Genomic DNA, 2322 nt, shown 5'->3' with positions numbered 1-2322 from the left:
GGCGCAGGTGCAGGAAGCGATTCTCGCTGGTCGCACCGTGTACGACAACAAGCAGAAGGTGGACGGCAAGATCGAGACGATCATCCCGGCCGACACCACGAACGGCTTCAATGCGGGCTATGAAGCGACCGTGGGTAGCCTGGGCGGTCTGTCGGCGCTGCACCACGCGGCCCGTCAGGGCAACGTGGCGGCCGCGATGGCCCTCATCGATGCCGGCGCGAACATCAATGAAGTGGCGTCAGCTGACAGCGTCACGCCGCTGCTGATGGCTACCATCAATGGTCAGTTCGACCTCGCGATGGCGATGGTGAAGAAGGGCGCGAACGTGCGCATCGAAAGCATCCACGGCCTCACGCCGTTGTATGCGACGATCAACGTGATGTGGCACCCGCGTTCACGCTATCCGCAGCCGCAGGCCATCCAGACGCAGAAGACCACGCACATCGAGCTGATGGATGCGCTTATCAAGTCCGGTGCCGACGTGAATGTGCGTCTCCGCAAGAACCTCTGGTTCTTCGGCTTCAGCAACTGCGGCAACGCGAACTGCGGCCTCGAGGCCCTCGATGGCACCACCGCGTTCTGGCGTGCGACGTATGGCGTCGATCTCGAAGCGATGAAGCTGCTGAAGGCCGCTGGTGCCAACGATACGGTGCCGCAGTACAAGGCACCCACGGCAGCTCGTCGTGGTGGTGGCTTCGGGCGCGCGCCGGCCGTGGCACTGGATGCCTCGATCGATTCGGCGTCGAAGGCCGTGCCGCCTGGTATCGGTGTCTATCCGATTCATGCGGCCGCTGGCGTGGGATATGGCAACGGTTTCGCGGGTAACTCGCATCGCCATGCACCGGACGGCTGGATGCCGGTGATGAAGTACCTCGTCGAGGAGCTGCATCACGACGTCAACAAGCGTGACATCAACGGCTACACCCCGTTGCATCATGCGGCGGCGCGCGGCGACAACGAGATGATCAACTACCTCGTGAGCAAGGGCGCCGATCCGAAGGCCGTCGGTCGTGATTTCAAGACCACGATCGACATGGCGAACGGCCCAGTGGAGCGTCTGCGTCCGTTCCCCGAGACGATCGTGCTGCTCGAGAAGCTGGGCGCCAAGAACAGCCACCGTTGCGTCTCCTGCTGATCTGAGACCACGGCGACACGAACAACACAAAGGGCCCGCGACAATCAGTCGCGGGCCCTTTGTGTGTTTGCTGTCTTCGCTGTGCCGTGATGCCGATGGTGCTGGCTGGTTACTTCTTTTCGCCGGCCAGCATCAGCGTGATGTGTTCCTGCGCCTGCTGGAGTCCGCCCTCACCATTGCCCCAGTCGATGCGGCCGTCGGCATTGACGTCGGCACCAGCCGCCAGCTGCGACGAGAGCGAAGCCAGTTGTGCGGTGAGCGTGGCTGCTTCTTTCACGTCTTCGGTGGCCTGGATCTTCTTGGCAATCGCCACCACCTGATCGACGCGAGTGGCTGTTGCACGAGCCGCCGTTGCGATGTGTCCGGTGTGAATCTTCACGTTCGGCGACGCCGTCGACTCCTTGGCGGCGAGTTCGATATGCTGAGCCACGCCAAGTGCGGCACGCTTCACACCAAAGCCCTTACCGGGGCCGGTCGTCACGATGGTAGGATCAACCGCGTGCAGCACGTGGCCGGCGTGCAATTTCATCGCCGCCAGGTCCGTCGTGTTGCGCGTGGCGAGTGCAGCGTGCTGCGAGGCCACCTGCGCTTCAGTGAATGCGATCGGCAGCAAGCCGACCTTTTCCGGTGTGTCCACGAAGCTTGTGGTCACATGGCCGATGTGTGTACCCACCATGCCGGGCGGCAGTGCACTCGCCGCGACAAAGCCAGGGGCCACCGGCGCCGCGATACGACCCGGCAGCGGCGCGCCGGTGAGCTTGGCCACGACGCTGTCGAACTTCGAGCGCAGTTCGAGATCGGTGCTCACCAGGAACCGCTGGCGCTGATAGGCGGTGTCGGTGAGTCCTTTCGTCTTGAGGAGCTCGGTGATGAGCTGGCGCTTCTTGGCGGCCAACTCATGCTGCGCTTCGTCCGTCTTGTTTTTGGCCTGCGCCTGGCGCGCATCGGCCGAGTCATTGACGGCCGTGATCGCGACATGGATCTCGGCGAGCTTCGTGACATCGACCACGCGCGCCGGAGCGGCGGGTGCCTGAGCCTGCAGCACACCGTGCGGCAGCAGGAATGCGGCGGAGAGCAGTGCGGTGCGGGAGAGTGTGCACGACACGGTACGCGCCAGAATTGGGCGGGGCATGGAGATGCGTCCGACGAAGGGCGGGAGGTGGGACATTGCAGCGCCAGGAAGGAGG

At 63.8% G+C, this 2322-nt stretch carries 2 protein-coding genes; one reads left to right on the top strand and one right to left on the bottom strand.

Features of this window, described 5'->3' with window-relative positions; all coding sequences use genetic code 11:
* Nucleotides 1-1135, top strand: a 1135-nt coding sequence (locus VGE27_RS13325; RefSeq protein WP_331050159.1) for an ankyrin repeat domain-containing protein, incomplete at its 5' end; no start/stop codon positions are given.
* A gap of 109 nt (nt 1136-1244) precedes the next feature.
* On the opposite strand, the gene VGE27_RS13320 is transcribed toward VGE27_RS13325, so the two are convergent.
* On the bottom strand, nt 1245-2267 hold the full coding sequence (locus tag VGE27_RS13320) for a hypothetical protein (RefSeq protein WP_331050158.1): 1023 nt from the start codon (nt 2265-2267) through the stop codon (nt 1245-1247).
* Between the last annotated feature and the right edge of the window lie 55 nt (nt 2268-2322).

This window comes from Gemmatimonas sp., assembly GCF_036405635.1.
GTDB lineage: Bacteria > Gemmatimonadota > Gemmatimonadetes > Gemmatimonadales > Gemmatimonadaceae > Gemmatimonas.
This window is presented reverse-complemented; position numbering and strand designations above follow the sequence as displayed.

Coding starts and splice junctions, on each gene's coding strand:
- VGE27_RS13320 (WP_331050158.1), bottom strand. CDS start 2,267: ATGCCCCGCCCAATTCTGGCGCGTACCGTGTCGTGCACACTCTCCCGC.